Origin of the sequence: Priestia sp. SIMBA_032, from assembly GCF_046535215.1 — a bacterium.
In the GTDB taxonomy this organism is placed as follows: Bacteria; Bacillota; Bacilli; order Bacillales; family Bacillaceae_H; genus Priestia; species Priestia aryabhattai.
Genome location: NZ_JAWRXD010000229.1, coordinates 1 through 367, shown reverse-complemented (window position 1 = coordinate 367; position 367 = coordinate 1). Strand labels below are relative to the sequence as shown.

Sequence of the window (367 nt, the reverse complement as noted above, 5' to 3'; positions counted from 1 at the left end):
GGCCTTCGCGGAGGCGTCCTGCGCCCGCTGGGCGAGATCCTGGGCTTTGGCCGTCGCTGTCTGCAGAGCGGCCTCCGCCGTGCCGTACTCGCCCAGGCGCTTCACCGCGAGATCGCCTGCCGCGTTCGCCGCGCTCTGCAGGCTCTGCAGCAGCCCGTTGATCCGGTCGACCTCGGCTTGGGCCGCGGTCGCGTTGTTCTTGGCCGCCTGCACGTCGTCCCACGACGGGTAGGAGTCCGCACTGGCCGGGGCTGCGCCTCCCGCGATGACCAGGGCCGCCGTCAGGGCGGCAGCGACCGCCGAACCTCGCCAGAACCGTCTCACCCGTGCACCTCGCTTCCCGATCCCCCGCCGGGTCCAGGCTATG

1 protein-coding gene is annotated in these 367 nt (G+C 72.8%); it reads right to left on the bottom strand.

Features of this window, described 5'->3' with window-relative positions:
• On the bottom strand, window positions 1–324 hold a 324-nt coding region (locus SB717_RS34125), incomplete at its 3' end, for a hypothetical protein (RefSeq protein ID WP_410907258.1).
• Window positions 325–367 lie beyond the last annotated feature (43 nt).